10 protein-coding genes and 1 tRNA gene are annotated in these 14,025 nt (G+C 58.9%); 5 read left to right on the top strand and 6 right to left on the bottom strand.

All coding sequences use genetic code 11. The features are described 5' to 3' along the window. Positions 1–18 precede the first annotated feature (18 nt). Entirely contained in the window at positions 19–2,250 is a 2,232-nt protein-coding gene (locus QZ869_RS20795) for an OmpA family protein (protein ID WP_296107108.1), read from the top strand. A gap of 71 nt (positions 2,251–2,321) precedes the next feature. Here QZ869_RS20795 and QZ869_RS20790 read toward each other — a convergent pair whose 3' ends face one another. Continuing rightward, a complete protein-coding gene (locus QZ869_RS20790) occupies positions 2,322–3,245 on the bottom strand; it encodes a pseudouridine-5'-phosphate glycosidase (protein WP_296107105.1) in 924 nt (307 codons plus the stop codon). A gap of 30 nt (positions 3,246–3,275) precedes the next feature. Beyond that, on the bottom strand, positions 3,276–4,214 hold the full coding sequence (locus QZ869_RS20785; protein WP_296038427.1) for a carbohydrate kinase family protein: 939 nt from the start codon (positions 4,212–4,214) through the stop codon (positions 3,276–3,278). A gap of 245 nt (positions 4,215–4,459) precedes the next feature. Between QZ869_RS20785 and recA the strand changes: the two genes are divergently transcribed. The 3 genes from recA (at position 4,460) to QZ869_RS20770 (ending at position 9,079) form a co-directional block, all read left to right on the top strand. Beyond that, complete coding sequence (recA, locus tag QZ869_RS20780; protein ID WP_296018863.1) at positions 4,460–5,548, top strand: recombinase RecA; 1,089 nt, start codon at positions 4,460–4,462, stop codon at positions 5,546–5,548. 207 nt (positions 5,549–5,755) lie between these two features. Further along, a complete protein-coding gene (gene alaS / locus QZ869_RS20775; protein ID WP_296107102.1) occupies positions 5,756–8,419 on the top strand; it encodes an alanine--tRNA ligase in 2,664 nt (887 codons plus the stop codon). Between the two features lie 471 nt (positions 8,420–8,890). Beyond that, positions 8,891–9,079, top strand: coding sequence for a hypothetical protein (locus tag QZ869_RS20770; RefSeq protein ID WP_296018815.1), 189 nt, complete (start codon positions 8,891–8,893; stop codon positions 9,077–9,079). A gap of 89 nt (positions 9,080–9,168) precedes the next feature. Here the strand turns inward: QZ869_RS20770 and QZ869_RS20765 are convergent. Beyond that, positions 9,169–9,253, bottom strand: a tRNA-Leu gene (locus QZ869_RS20765). Positions 9,254–9,441: 188 nt separating this feature from the next. Here QZ869_RS20765 and lipB point away from each other — a divergent pair. Further along, a complete protein-coding gene (gene lipB, locus QZ869_RS20760; RefSeq protein WP_296041527.1) occupies positions 9,442–10,176 on the top strand; it encodes a lipoyl(octanoyl) transferase LipB in 735 nt (244 codons plus the stop codon). 140 nt (positions 10,177–10,316) lie between these two features. Here lipB and QZ869_RS20755 read toward each other — a convergent pair whose 3' ends face one another. The 3 genes from QZ869_RS20755 to QZ869_RS20745 all read right to left on the bottom strand — a co-directional run. Further along, entirely contained in the window at positions 10,317–12,434 is a 2,118-nt protein-coding gene (locus QZ869_RS20755) for a bifunctional diguanylate cyclase/phosphodiesterase (RefSeq protein ID WP_296078127.1), read from the bottom strand. A 233-nt stretch (positions 12,435–12,667) separates the two neighbouring features. Continuing rightward, a complete protein-coding gene (locus tag QZ869_RS20750) occupies positions 12,668–13,291 on the bottom strand; it encodes a glutathione S-transferase family protein (RefSeq protein WP_296107099.1) in 624 nt (207 codons plus the stop codon). Between the two features lie 129 nt (positions 13,292–13,420). Next, positions 13,421–14,025: NADP-dependent isocitrate dehydrogenase (locus QZ869_RS20745; RefSeq protein WP_296107096.1), on the bottom strand; the 605-nt coding region annotated here is incomplete at its 5' end.

Genomic DNA, 14,025 nt, shown 5'->3' with positions numbered 1-14,025 from the left:
GGCAGATGAGGAAGCGCCATGCTGAATAAGAATAAATTACTGACCGGGGTGGTTTTCCCCCTGATGTCGATTGCCATCGCAGTAGAGCCGGCACTTGTGGCCACCGTTGCGCATGCAGCGCCTTTGGCGCGGGTTGAGCAACAGGGATCCATTTCCAACGGTCAAGGAGCCATTATTCTTGCGCAGGCCGAAGCGCCAGCGAACCCAGAAGAAGAATTGTTGAAGCGCCGCCAGCGTGAGCAGCAGGGTGAGCCACAGGCTGAACCGAAGCGCGAGCCAGAGCAGAAGCGTGAGGAAGCTCCACCGCGTCCAAAGCGTGAAGCAGCCCCAGAGCCCCAGGCTGAGCAGCCGCAGGAGCGTCCACGCCGCGAAGCAGCACCAGAAGCTGAGGCACCACGCCCAGAGCGCCCACGCCGTGAAGCCGCCCCAGAGGCAGCGCCGCAGGCCGAGCCTGAGCAGCAGCAGGAACGCCCGCGCCGTAAGCCAGCCGCAGAGGCGCAGCCGGAAGCAGAAGGCCAGCCACGGCCCGAGCGTCCCCGCCGCGAAGCCGCCCCTGAAGGCGCGCCCCAGGCCGAGCCTGGCCAGCAACAGGAGCGCCCGCGTCGCAAGCCCGCCGCAGAGGCGCAGCCGGAAGGTGAAGGCAAACAGCCGCCAAAGCCGGAAGCTCCAGCTGCCAAGCCAGAAGCGCCAGCCGCCAAGCCGGCAAATGAGCCCGCAGCTAACGAAGCTGCGCCAGAAAAGCCGGTCAAGCCAGCCAAGCGTCCAGCAGCTCCAGAACCTGCCGAGGGCGCCGCACCGGTGCCTGCAGAGCCTCCGACCCCTGGTCGCGCCCCTGCACCTGCCGAGCAGCCAAACCCGGCGCCTGGCCAGCAGCCATCCGAACAGCCGCGCCCGCCACGTGCTCAGAATGGCGAGCCAGCACCGGCGCCCGTTCCGGGTGCGCCGACACCAGCGCCGCTGGACGGAGCCGCAACAGGTCAGGCACCTGCGGGCGAGCCTGTTCCAGCCCAGGTCGCAACTCCGCAGACGGAAGCGCCTCCCATGACAAAGGAGCAATTGGACAAGGCCCGTGCCATTGCCCAGGATCCTTCCAAGTCGGCTGATACGGTCGTTCTTCCGGTAGACAAGGGTGCAGCCGTTCTCGACAGCGACAAGGAAGTCTATCGCAGTGGCAACGAGCAGCTTCGCGAACAGCGTCGCCGTGAACGCGAGCAGGTTCAGGACTTCAAGGTTCCGACGTCGGATGCAGAAGCTCAAGCGGCTGCCCGCCGCGACGGACAGCCTGCACCGCAGATCAACATCCAGAACATCACCAACATCCAGGGTGAGCGCATCGACCGCCGTCCGCAGTTCGACCGGCCCGACGGCGTTCGGGAATGGCGTCCTCGCGACCTGCCGCGTGACCGCGACATGGGCGACCGCGTCTTCCTGCAGTTCGGTGATCGCGTTGTCGTGCGTGGCAGTGATGATGACCGCTTCGTCAGCGAAGGTGCGCGTCCCTATTATGAACGTCTCCCCGACGATCGTTATCGCGAGACGATCGAACGTTCCGACGGCACGCAGGTCGTAACCATTCGCAACCGTTACGGTGACGTCATCCAGCGTTCGCGTATCGATGCGCGTGGCCGCGAGTATGTGCTCTTCTACGCGCCGGAGCTGGCGGATGAGCCAGATCGCGAATATGTCTATCGCGACCCGGGTCTCGACTTGCCGCCACTGCGTCTGCGTATTCCGGTCAACGAGTACATCATCGATACGTCGTCGGACCAGGATCGCGACTACTATCGCTTCCTCGAGCAGCCGCCGGTAGAACCAGTCCAGCGCGTCTACTCTCTGGATGAGGTCCGCTATTCGGCTCGCGTTCGTGACATGGTGCGTCGTATCGACCTCGATACCATCACCTTCGCCACCGGTAGTGCCGAAATTCCGATGAGCCAGGCACGCTCGCTGCGCAAGGTTGCTGATGCGATGAACAAGGTTCTGGAAAAGAACCCGGCTGAAACCTTCCTCATCGAAGGACACACGGACGCCGTGGGTTCGGATGAGAGCAACCTGGTTCTCTCCGACGAGCGCGCGGAGTCCGTCGCCAAGGTCCTGACCGAAGTTTACGGTATCCCGCCGGAAAACCTCACTACGCAGGGCTACGGCGAGCGTTACCTCAAGGTTCAGACGCTTGGTCCGAGCCAGGAAAACCGTCGCGTCACCATCCGCCGCATCACTCCGCTGGTGCGCCCGGTCGCGCAGAAGTAAGGTTCTCGCAACTCAACAAAAAAGACCCGGAAGCCATCGGCTTCCGGGTCTTTTCTTTAGTCCAAGCTGGTTCAGGCGAGCGCTACGGCGATCTCGGCTGCCAGGCGGGCGTTGTTGCGAACTAGCGAGATGTTCGTATCGAGGCTGCGGCCTTCAGTAATTTCGAAAATCTTCGCCAGCAGATAGGGCGTCACCGCCTTGCCGGAGATGTCGTCTTCTTCGGCCGCCGACAATGCGCGTTCGATATAGATTTCCATCTCGTCGCGGCCAATCTCGTCTTCTTCCGGTACAGGATTGGCGATCAGCATGCCGCCTTCGAGGCCGAACTGTTCGCGGGTTGTCTGGAAGTTGGCAATCGCTGCCGGGCTGTTCAGCGTCAGCGGGCTCTTGAGGCCAGAAGCGCGCGACCAGAAGGCCGGGAATTCTTCCGAACCATAGGTGACCACCGGGACGCCGTTGGTCTCCAGAACTTCAAGCGTCTTCGGCACGTCGAGGATGGCCTTGGCACCGGCGCAGACGACGATGACGCCAGTGCGCGCAAGCTCGGTCAGGTCAGCGGAGATATCGAAGCTTTCTTCGGCGCCGCGATGTACACCACCAATACCGCCGGTGGCGAAGACCTTGATGCCCGCATGTTCGGCGGCGATCATGGTGGCGGCAACGGTCGTTGCGCCCGTGCGGCGCTCTGCGATCGCAAAAGCGATGTCGGCGCGCGAGACCTTCATGGCATCTTTTGTCTGCGCCAATGCTTCGAGCTGGTCCTTTTCGAGGCCGATATGCAGCGTTCCTTGAATGACAGCGATCGTTGCTGGAACCGCGCCATTGTCGCGGATCAGTTGTTCCACACCTTCAGCCATGCGGATGTTGCCCGGATAGGGCATGCCGTGGGTGATGATCGTGGATTCGAGTGCGACGATCGGGGCGCCGCGCTGCTTGGCCGCAGCGACTTCTTCCGAGTAGACGATCGGCAGGAGCGGGGAGGTGGTCTTGGTCATGGTCTCTTCCATTTCAATTAAGCGATCTCTTCACACCATTTCAGCCTGCGGCACAAGCGCCAGAAGCGCGCCAAGTGTTTCGCCGTTCAACTCGCTGGATGTGGCAAAGGGTGATTGCACGGTGATCGCAGCGGCGGCAGCGCCGTGGCGCAGCGCTTCGGTGATGGGTTTGCCGTTGGCAATGGCGGACAAATAGCCGGATGCCATGGCGTCGCCCGCGCCGGTCACATCCTTCACGTTTTCGATCAGCGGCGGGGTGAGCGCCGCGGTTCCATTCTGGTTGAACGCGACAACGCGTTTGGCTCCGCTGGTGATGACGCCGCCGCGCAGGCCGATATTTCTTAGCAAGGTCGGCCATTGTCTCACATCGGTGACATTCTGACCGGTCAGCGCGCGGGCTTCGGCCTCGTTCATGAACAGCATGTCAATGTCGGCCAACGCCGATTTCATTCGCACCACCTTTGCCGGCGAGATGGCAATTGCCGCAAGGGGCTTTTCGCAGGCTCGCGCCGCGACGCCGATTGCGCTCAGCGTATCTTCAGGCAGGTTTGCATCGCAGAGGATGATGTCGGTCGCCTTGATCGCGTCGCGTACGGCGCGCACTTTGAGGCGACGCGGCGTGAACAGCTTGTAGAGGTCCATATCGGCAATGGCGATAACCAGATTGCCGTCGCGTTCCATGATTGCCGTGTAGCTTGGAGTGCTACGATCCAAAAAGGTGAACGGCGTGTCTTCGACGCCAGCGTCGCGCGCCGCTGCAGCAACGGTCGCGCCATTGCCATCGCCGCCACGCGGGGCAATCAGCCGCACTTCAAAGCCAAGGCGCGCAAGATTGCGGGCCGCGTTGAACCCGCCGCCGCCAGCCTCTTCCATCCATGATCCGGGATTGCTTGCGCCATGCACCGTTTCAGTCTCGATCATGCCGCGCCGGTCTATATGCGCGCCGCCCAGAACGAGTATTTTCTTCACGTTGATCCATCCTTCTTTCCGAGCCGGACGGACGTGTCCGATTCGGTGTTTTGCGGCTCTATCCAACTGGCTCCGGAGCTTTGGGAAAACCTCCGATCAAGAAAAACAAAAGCAGAACGAACAGCTTATCATTATTTGTTTTCAAAGGGCTGCTGCACTGTTGTGGAGTGAGAACAAAAAGAGTACATACTGTTTCCACACTGCTTCGTTGCCTGTGCGGCTTCAATAACCTAAAGGTGGTTCAGATGGCACAAAATTCTTTGCGTCTTGTAGAGGACAATTCGGTGGATAAAAGCAAGGCACTGGAAGCGGCGCTCTCCCAGATCGAACGTTCGTTCGGCAAGGGATCGATCATGAAGCTCGGTTCCAATGAAAACGTCATCGAGGTCGAGACCGTTTCGACGGGGTCTTTGAGCCTTGATATTGCGCTTGGGATCGGCGGTTTGCCGAAGGGGCGTATCATTGAAATTTACGGCCCGGAAAGCTCGGGTAAGACGACGCTGGCACTGCAGACCATTGCAGAAGCACAGAAGAAGGGTGGCATCTGCGCCTTCGTGGACGCAGAGCATGCGCTCGACCCGGTCTATGCCCGTAAGCTTGGTGTCGATCTTCAGAACCTCCTGATTTCGCAGCCCGACACGGGTGAGCAGGCACTTGAAATTACCGACACGCTTGTGCGCTCCGGTGCCGTCGATGTGCTGGTAGTGGACTCCGTTGCCGCTCTGACGCCACGTGCCGAAATCGAAGGCGAGATGGGTGACAGCCTGCCCGGTCTTCAGGCTCGCTTGATGAGCCAGGCGCTGCGCAAGCTGACGGCATCAATCTCCAAGTCGAAGACGATGGTGATCTTCATCAACCAGATCCGTATGAAGATCGGCGTGATGTTCGGTTCGCCGGAAACGACGACGGGCGGCAACGCTCTGAAGTTCTACGCGTCTGTTCGTCTCGACATTCGCCGTATCGGTTCGGTCAAGGAACGCGAAGAGGTTGTTGGCAACCAGACGCGCGTCAAGGTCGTCAAGAACAAGATGGCGCCTCCCTTCAAGCAGGTCGAATTCGACATCATGTATGGCGAAGGCGTTTCCAAGACCGGCGAACTTGTCGATCTCGGTGTGAAGGCCGGTATCGTCGAAAAGTCCGGCGCCTGGTTCTCCTATAACAGCCAGAGGCTGGGGCAGGGACGTGAGAACGCCAAGACGTTCCTGCGCGAAAATCCAGCCGTTGCAAATGAGATCGAAATGGCGCTGCGGCAGAATGCCGGCCTGATTGCCGACCGGTTCCTGGAAAACGGTGGACCGGAAGCCGATGCGGATGGCGTAGAGCCAGACGCTTAATCGAAAGGGTCCGGCCATTTCGCCGGGACATCGCGATAGTAGCAAATGAAATGAGGCCGTGCGATCCGTTCGCGCGGCCTCGTTCTTTTTTGCTGCCTCATTCTGGGCGGGCCCGGCGCTCTTTGGCTGGACAGGCAGCATGGCGAACGATAAAAGCCTGTGACTTTTTTATTATCGCTGCGTGAGCGTGGCAATGAAGGACTTCGTATGAGCGGTGTGAATGAAATCCGGTCGACTTTCCTCGACTACTTCAAGAAGAACGGCCATGAAATCGTGCCATCCAGCCCGCTGGTGCCGCGCAACGACCCGACACTGATGTTCACCAATGCGGGTATGGTCCAGTTCAAAAACGTTTTCACTGGTCTTGAAAGCCGCCCTTATTCCAAGGCTGCTTCGTCGCAAAAATGCGTCCGCGCCGGCGGCAAGCATAACGACCTGGATAACGTTGGCTACACCGCGCGTCACCACACCTTCTTCGAAATGCTCGGCAACTTCTCCTTCGGCGATTACTTCAAGGAAGAGGCGATTACGCACGCCTGGAACCTGATCACCAGGGAATTTGGCATCGACAAGAACCGCCTTCTGGTGACGGTCTATCACACCGATGACGAAGCCTTCGATCTCTGGAAGAAGATCGCCGGTTTTTCAGACGACCGCATCATTCGCATTCCGACCAGCGATAACTTCTGGGCGATGGGCGATACCGGTCCTTGCGGTCCTTGCTCGGAAATTTTCTATGACCACGGCGATCATATCTGGGGCGGACCTCCTGGCTCTGCCGATGAGGATGGCGACCGTTTCATCGAGATCTGGAACCTCGTTTTCATGCAGTACGAGCAGGTGACGAAGGAAGAGCGCATCAACCTGCCGCGTCCATCCATCGACACGGGTATGGGCCTTGAGCGCATCTCCGCTCTGCTGCAAGGCAAGCATGACAATTACGATACCGACCTTTTCCGCGCACTGATTTCCGCATCCGTCGAAGCGACCGGCGTTCCGGCTGAAGGCGAGAAGCGCGCAAGCCACCGGGTCATCGCCGACCATCTTCGGTCCTCCGCGTTCCTGATTGCCGATGGCGTTCTGCCGTCGAATGAAGGCCGTGGTTACGTTCTGCGCCGCATCATGCGCCGCGCCATGCGTCATGCCGAGCTCCTGGGTTCCAAGGAGCCGCTGATCTGGAAGCTTTTGCCGACGCTCGTTCAGCAGATGGGCCGCGCCTATCCGGAACTGGTGCGCGCCGAAGCGCTGATCTCGGAGACGCTGAAGCTTGAAGAAACCCGCTTCCGCAAGACGCTGGAGCGTGGTCTGTCGCTTCTGTCCGACGCGACGTCCGACCTTTCCAAGGGCGGCATGCTGGACGGCGAGACCGCCTTCAAGCTTTACGACACCTATGGCTTCCCGCTCGATCTGACGCAGGACGCATTGCGTGCGCGTGAAATCGGTGTGGACATTGCCGGCTTCACCGACGCCATGGAGCGCCAGAAGGCTGAGGCCCGTTCGCACTGGGCCGGCTCCGGTGACAAGGCGACTGAAACCGTATGGTTCGAGCTGAAGGAAAAGTTCGGCGCGACCGAATTCCTCGGCTACGACACCGAGACCGCGGAAGGTGTGGTTCAGGCGATCGTCAAAGATGGCAAGTCGGTTGATGCTGCAGCTGAAGGTGAGACGGTCCAGATCGTTGTCAACCAGACGCCGTTTTATGGCGAGTCCGGCGGTCAGATGGGCGATACCGGTGTCATTTCCTCCGACACTGGCAGCTTTACGGTGACCGACATGCAGAAGAAGGGCGAGGGCCTCTTCGTCCATATCGGCAAGGTCGCCAAGGGCGGCGTGAAGCTCGGCGACGCCGTGCAGTTGACGGTCGATCATGATCGCCGTTCGCGTCTGCGCGCCAATCACTCCGCAACCCATCTGCTGCACGAAGCGCTGCGCGAAGTGCTCGGAACCCACGTGGCGCAGAAGGGCTCGCTCGTTGCGCCTGAGCGTCTGCGCTTCGACGTGTCGCATCCAAAGCCGATGACGGCGGAAGAGTTGAAGACCGTTGAAGACATGGCGAATGAAATCATTCTCCAGAACTCGCCGGTCGTCACGCGCCTGATGAGCGTTGACGATGCGATTGCTGAAGGCGCAATGGCGCTCTTCGGCGAAAAATATGGCGATGAAGTGCGCGTCGTCTCGATGGGGACCGGCATTCATGGCGCAAAGGCCAACCGACCGTACTCTGTCGAGCTCTGTGGCGGTACGCATGTCTCCGCTACCGGGCAGATCGGTCTTGTCCGCGTCCTTGGTGAGAGCGCAGTGGGTGCTGGCGTACGTCGCGTTGAAGCGGTCACGGGACCAGGCGCACTTGCCTATCTCGCCGAGCAGGATGAGCGGGTGAAGACGCTCGCATCGTCGCTTCGCGTGCAGCCAGGCGATGTGATTTCGCGTGTCGAGGCTCTGCTGGACGAGCGCAAGAAACTGGAACGTGAACTGGCGGATGCCCGCCGCAAGCTTGCCATGGGCGGCGGTTCGGCAGAAGGCTCTGCCAGTGACACGAGAGAGGTTGGTGGCGTGAAGTTCATGGCCAAGGCCATGTCCGGCATCGACGCCAAGGACCTGAAAGGTCTCGCTGACGACGCCAAGACCACTCTAGGCTCCGGCGTTGTGCTGCTGATCGCAGTCTCCGATGATGGCAAGGCGAGTGCCGTTGCGGCGGTCACTGAAGACCTGACGTCGCGCTTTAGCGCAGTCGATCTGGTGCGCACGGCCTCTGCCGCTCTCGGCGGCAAGGGCGGCGGCGGACGTCCAGACATGGCGCAGGCTGGTGGTCCGGATGGATCGAAGGCCGATGAAGCCATCGAAGCAGTGGCAGCGTCTCTCGCGGGCTGATCCTGCGCTAGGTTGGAAGGCGGCAAAGTAGCGGCCTTGCATATGACTGCTGATAGATTAGGGGCCGGAACATCGAATAGGATGTTCCGGCCCTTTCTATTTCCGGTCACGCGTCCCAGTCAGGGAAAGGTGCAACAATGCGGCGACTGGCTTCGAGGGAGCGCCCGATCGCTTATCGGCGATGTGTGACTTAGCCATGCTACCTCAGGGGGAGCATGTTTCCCTCGTAGGAGCCGTTCTGTAGCGTTTGCCGCATTCGAGTGCGACATCACCTTAAGGTCGCACGGCTGCGTGCTGGTGACGAAACATGGAAATCGGATGTGCGGTGCGTGGTTCGATGAATATCAACGGCTGATGCGCGACCCGCAGCATTCAGTCTTCCTCACCTGGCCCTTCCTCGCGGATGGTTTCTTGTTGCCGAGGAACTCGCGCGCGGCTGTCCGCATTGTCTTCTCAACAGAGGAGACAATCATGGAAAATTATACAGAGCTTCGACAGCAGATCGCACAGGATCTCGATACGCTCAGTCGTGCCGAGAGCCCGAAATCCATCTTCGAAATTGCGGATGATTATCTACTCGGAAATCCGTCGCTGAAGCGCGAATTGGTGGAAGATATTATCAAGGAAGAGGCGGATAAAAGAAACATCCCGATCCATTGATTGGGTTATAGGGCCTTCGCGTAAAGCTTTAGAGAAATCGCTTAGATAACTGAAGACAAAGAAAAACCCGCCGAAGCGGGTTTTTCTTTTGGTGCGGTCGAGAAGACTCGAACTTCCACGGGTTGCCCCACAGCGACCTCAACGCTGCGCGTCTACCAATTCCGCCACGACCGCATCGTGGTAGGATCGACTTGCGCCGACGGGGGTGCATGTAGCAAAAGGATTTTGGGTGCACAAGAGCGTCGTGACAGTTTTTTGAAATTAAAAACAGGCCTTTCGCTCCCTATATGAAAGAAGCCCTGAAACGCTGGGCTTGCAGCCTCAATTTCATTCTGCCAGAAGGCTGTGGAAAGGACATTTTCATGCTCACACGCACCGATCTCACCCAAAAAATGTATCCCGTCGCAGGCTCGCCGCCCGTGCGCTGGCGAATCTCCGACGGGCTGGTGCCTTATGAGCAGGCGATTGAGGAGATGGAGCGTGAGGTTGCGGCAATCGCTGCGGGCGAAGCCGGTGAGCTTGTGTGGCTGCTGGAGCATCCACCGCTCTACACGGCTGGCACAAGTGCCGATTCGTCCGACCTGATCGAGCCGGATCGCTTTCCTGTCTTCGCGACGGGGCGAGGCGGCGAATATACATATCACGGGCCGGGACAGCGTGTGGTCTATGTGATGCTTGACCTCAAGCGCAGACGCCAGGATGTGCGCGCCTATGTGGCCTCACTGGAGGAGGTCATCATCCGCACGCTCGACAAGATGAACGTCAGGGGCGAGCGGCGTGAGGACCGCGTGGGTGTATGGGTACGTAGGCCGGAGAAGCCGCTTCTGCCGGACGGCTCGATGTCGGAGGACAAGATTGCGGCACTCGGTATTCGCTTGCGCAAATGGGTGAGCTTCCATGGTCTGTCGATCAACGTGGATCCAGATCTGAGCCACTTTGGCGGGATCGTTCCCTGCGGCATCACGCAATACGGCGTCACAAGCCTCGTCGATCTCGGTCTTCTGGTGATGATCAATGATGTCGATGTGTTTTTGCGCGAGGCTTTTGAGGAAGTCTTTGGCGATACCGCGAATGAGAAAACCGGCGCTGCGGCTTAACGAGGTTTCATCGCGCGCTTCGGCTCAGGGGCAACAAGGTGGCCCGGGCGCTTGGGCAAATTCGCCCAACGCTTCTGCTCTCTCCAAGATGGTCTAGCAGCCCATGCGCAGCGATGGTGCGTGGTCAGGGGTTCTCAGGCTCAGCCGTCCGTGCCCGTTCGTCCAACAGCCACGTCGGCTACGCTTGTCTGGTCCTTGGCGTCTGCTATTGATGAACTGAGGGATCGCTCGACGATGCTCAAGCGCCCCGTCGCTAAGATCTGATCGAGTGATGCGGGACGTCCGAGCAAGTAGCCCTGTGCTTCCCCACATCCTTCGGATTCAAGAAGGGACAGTTGTTCCTTCGTTTCTACCCCTTCCGCCAGTACCGGAATTCTGAGGCCCTTGCCGAGTGCCAGTACCGTGCGGATAATGGTCAGTGCTTCCTCATTGCTGTGGGCTTCATCAATAAAGGAGCGGTCGAGCTTGATCTTGCTGAACGGGAAGGACCGCAACGTATCAATCGAAGAATAACCTATGCCAAAGTCGTCGAGAGCGACGGAGACCCCATAGGACTTGATCTGGCGAAGCATGTGAAAGGCGCGCTCACGATCCTTCAGGATGGCCGTCTCCGTGAGTTCCAGCTCCAGTCTATGTGGGGCAAGTCCCGTTTCCAGAAGCACGCTCATGACGAGCTTGGGCAGATCGCCAGCGGCAAACTGGACTGCGGACAGGTTGACGGCGACTTTGCAGGCTGGTTCCCATGAGGCCGCGGCGGTGCATGCCGTGCGCAGCACCCACTCCCCAAGTTGCAAGATAAGGCCATTCTCCTCCGCGAGCGGAATAAAGTCTGAAGGCGGGATGAAACCATGCTCGGGATGGTGCCAACGCAAGAGGGCTTCGTAGCCCGTGACCTCTCCAGTAGAGACCGAGGTCTGTACCTGGTAGTGGATTGAAAGTTGATTGCGCGACAGCGCTTTGCGCAAATCAGCTGCCATGCAGCGACGTGCTTTGACGGCCGTGTCCATGCCTGCTTCATAGAAGCAGACGCGTTTTTCCGTTAGTTGCGACTTCGCCCGGTACATTGCAAGGTCTGCGTTGCTGACGAGCGTTTCCTTGGTGGTCGCATCGTTCGGGTAGATGGCGACACCGAAGCTCGCGCCGGCAACAATTTGAGATTCGTCGACGTTGATCGGACTGAACATCACGGCTTCGAGACCTTTCAGGAACCTGTTGACGCCGGTTAGGTCTTTGTCCTCAATGCGGAAGAGGGCTGCAAACTCGTCTCCTCCAACGCGGGCGATGAACTCGCCCTTGTCCTCGCGAACGAGGTTTTTGAGCCGTATTCCAAGGTCGGTCAACACTTCGTCCCCCACATGATGGCCGCGTGTATCGTTGATTTCCTTGAACCGATTGAGATCGATCCCGATCATGGCGATCCTGATCTTTTGCGTATCGGCGACCGCAAGCTCACGATCCAGCTTCTCGTTGAAGTTCGCGCGGTTGGGGAGGCCGGTCAGAGCGTCGTACAAGGCCATTTGGCGAAGATGCTCAATGGTCTCGGCGCGTGTGCCGTTATCGATGAGGTAGCTGACCAGGCCGCAGGCAACGATGACGAAAGCCATGCCGGAAATCGCGATGGCCAGAGTCCAGAGGGAATCCGGATTGGAGAAGGATCCATCGACGAACATCGGCTCGATGCGGAATGCCGTCATGCCTGTGAAGTGCAAGACAGCAATGGCAAGGGTCAAGACCACTGCCATGAGGTTGCTGCCTTTTCGCATGCCAAAATGCAGTGCAGCCGAAGACAGCGCGACGGAGAGAAGGATGGAGGCGACGAGGTAGGTCGCGTCCCAGGATACGATGCCCTGCACACGGTAGGCTATCATGCCGGTATAGTGCATGGTGGAGATTGCGAGACCGACGATCGCGCCGCCCAAGGCGGGCATGAGAAAATGCCGCTTGCTGATGGCTACTGCGAAACCGATTGCGTTACCGAACACCACGGCCAGAAGCGAAACCACGGTCAACGGCAGATCGAAGCCGATCGGTACGCGCGCATCATAGCCGAGCATGGCGACGAAATGCGTGCACCAAATCGCCACGCCCGCGGAAAGTGCTGTCATTGCCTGCCAGCCCACGCGCTGTTTTCCGCTCGCTGTTATCGTCTTGCTGAACAGCCGCGATGTCACCCATGACCCAGTGCCGCACAGCAAGACGGCCATCAGCACCAGCCAGATGTTGTGGTCATAGACGATGCATCCAAGCACAGTCATCATTACAGTCGCCTCTCGTTGTAAGGCGCTGCGTCAGCGCGAACGCAGCAACCGTGTACTGCGTTCGCAGGCCCATTGGCACTTATTGGTTTTACAACACAACGAGTTAATGATTCATATGTGGTCGGGGTTAAATTTTATAATATCTACAATGACTTATCTCAATCTAAGGTTGGTTTTTGCAGCTTGGGCGACGCATCCTCTGATAGAGTATGGATATTCCGAACGTAATTGGATCAGCTTGTCTTCGTCTGTTTGATGAGCGCGTCATCGATCTCCTGAGCTCGCGAGAAAGCTGGGCGCTGCGCAAGACGCGCGAGATAATCGGTGAACGCCAAGCGCTTCTCGAGCGTGCCAAATTGCAGTCCCCAACCAATATGCGAGCCCACATAGACGTCAGCGGCTGTGAAGGTTTCGCCGGCGATGAAAGCAGTCTGCGTTACGGCGTATTCCAGGGTGTCCATAATGTCCTCGAAGCGTCCGCAGCCCGCCATGCGATATTTGTCTTCCGGAATTTCAAAGCCCATAGCGCGGTTGGTGACGCCCATTTCCAGCGGACCAGCCGCGAAGAAGAGCCAGCGATAGTAGAGACCACGGTTGGAGTTTGGCGGGGCAAGCCCCTTTTCGGGAAAAGCATCTGCCAGATAGGCGCAGATTGCCGCGCATTCCGTCACGACCACGTCGCCATGCTTGATCGCTGGCACCTTGCCCATGGGATTGATCGCTTTGTACTCGCCAGCCTTCATATCGCTGTCAAAGCCGATGATTTTTGTATCGTACGGCGCGCCCACTTCCTCTAGCATCCAACGGATGATGCGTCCGCGTGACATGGGGTGGGTGTAAAATGTCAGATCGTTCATGTCTCTCTCCCTATTTGGTGATGGGAGTTTGCTCCGGCAGGACGACCTAATCAAGACAGCGCCTTGGTACAAAAAGAAAACCCGGCGCGAAGGCCGGGTTCTCATAGATTTTGGAAGGGCAGGTGCCAATCAGGCAGCCATGGCCTTCTTGAGGTTTTCGTCGATCTTGTCGAGGAAGGCGGTGGTGGAGAGCCAAGGCTGATCGGGTCCGATGAGGAGCGCGAGGTCCTTGGTCATATAGCCGGCTTCAACCGTGTCCACGCAGACGGTTTCCAGCGTGGATGCGAACTTTGCCAGTTCTGCGTTGTCGTCCAGCTTGGCGCGGTGGGCGAGACCACGGGTCCATGCGAAGATCGACGCGATGGAGTTGGTCGAGGTTTCCTGGCCCTTCTGATGCTGGCGGTAGTGGCGCGTGACCGTACCGTGCGCTGCTTCTGCTTCCACCGTGCGACCGTCCGGAGACAGAAGAACCGAGGTCATCAGACCGAGCGAACCGAAGCCCTGTGCGACGGTGTCCGACTGCACGTCGCCGTCGTAGTTCTTGCAGGCCCAGATGTAGCCACCGGACCACTTCAGTGCGGAGGCGACCATGTCATCGATCAGGCGGTGTTCGTAGATGATGCCGGCTTCGTCGAACTGCGCCTTGAATTCGCTTTGGTAGACCTCTTCGAAGATGTCCTTGAAGCGACCATCATAGGCCTTCAGGATGGTGTTCTTCGTGGAGAGGTACACCG

The sequence above is a fragment of the uncultured Agrobacterium sp. genome, assembly GCF_913777885.1.
In the GTDB taxonomy this organism is placed as follows: Bacteria; Pseudomonadota; Alphaproteobacteria; order Rhizobiales; family Rhizobiaceae; genus Agrobacterium.
Note: the sequence above shows the minus strand (reverse complement) of the source record. Positions and strands in the feature narration are given on the sequence as shown.

Excerpts from the sequence above, each read along its gene's own strand:
- QZ869_RS20795 (WP_296107108.1), top strand. The coding sequence starts at position 19 with ATGCTGAATAAGAATAAATTACTGACCGGGGTGGTTTTCCCCCTGATG.
- QZ869_RS20790 (WP_296107105.1), bottom strand. The coding sequence starts at position 3,245 with ATGACCAAGACCACCTCCCCGCTCCTGCCGATCGTCTACTCGGAAGAA.
- recA (WP_296018863.1), top strand. The coding sequence starts at position 4,460 with ATGGCACAAAATTCTTTGCGTCTTGTAGAGGACAATTCGGTGGATAAA.
- alaS (WP_296107102.1), top strand. The coding sequence starts at position 5,756 with ATGAGCGGTGTGAATGAAATCCGGTCGACTTTCCTCGACTACTTCAAG.
- QZ869_RS20770 (WP_296018815.1), top strand. The coding sequence starts at position 8,891 with ATGGAAAATTATACAGAGCTTCGACAGCAGATCGCACAGGATCTCGAT.
- lipB (WP_296041527.1), top strand. The coding sequence starts at position 9,442 with ATGCTCACACGCACCGATCTCACCCAAAAAATGTATCCCGTCGCAGGC.
- QZ869_RS20755 (WP_296078127.1), bottom strand. The coding sequence starts at position 12,434 with ATGATGACTGTGCTTGGATGCATCGTCTATGACCACAACATCTGGCTG.
- QZ869_RS20750 (WP_296107099.1), bottom strand. The coding sequence starts at position 13,291 with ATGAACGATCTGACATTTTACACCCACCCCATGTCACGCGGACGCATC.